The sequence below is a fragment of the Paenibacillus sp. tmac-D7 genome (assembly GCF_006519665.1).
In the GTDB taxonomy this organism is placed as follows: domain Bacteria; phylum Bacillota; class Bacilli; order Paenibacillales; family NBRC-103111; genus Paenibacillus_G; species Paenibacillus_G validus.
This window is the reverse complement of record NZ_VIDW01000129.1, coordinates 1-591: the sequence shown is the minus strand read 5'-3', so window position 1 is coordinate 591 and position 591 is coordinate 1. Positions and strand designations below refer to the sequence as shown.

The window sequence follows — 591 nt, the reverse complement described above, 5'->3', positions numbered from 1 at the left end:
GGGCTCTGACTTCTTGTAAGCACACGGTTTCAGGTTCTTTTTCACTCCGCTCCCGCGGTTCTTTTCACCTTTCCCTCACGGTACTGCTTCACTATCGGTCACCAGGGAGTATTTAGCCTTGGCAGATGGTCCTGCCGGATTCAGACGGGGTTTCACGTGTCCCGCCCTACTCAGGATACGCCTAGGGTGTTCGCAGACTTTTGGTTACGGGGCTTTTACCCTCTATGGCCGGCCTTTCCAGACCTGTTCGCCTAACCTGCTGCACCCACGACGGCGTCCTACAACCCCAAGGAGCAAGCTCCTTGGTTTGGGCTAATCCGCTTTCGCTCGCCGCTACTGACGGAATCACTTTTGTTTTCTTTTCCTGAGGGTACTTAGATGTTTCAGTTCCCCTCGTATGCCTCCTATGCAGCTATGTATTCACTGCATGGTACGTGAGTATTACCTCACGCGGGTTCCCCCATTCGGACATCCCCGGATCAATGCCTGCTTACGGCTCCCCGAGGCGTTATCGTTGTTCGCCACGTCCTTCTTCGGCTCCTGGTGCCTAGGCATCCTCCGTGTGCTCTTTATAGCTTATCCAGCTATCAC

General features: G+C 54.3%; 1 rRNA gene. It reads right to left on the bottom strand.

The features are described from left to right. Nucleotides 1-582 (bottom strand): 23S ribosomal RNA (locus tag FKP33_RS26790); the annotation flags it as partial. Nucleotides 583-591: the final 9 nt, after the last annotated feature.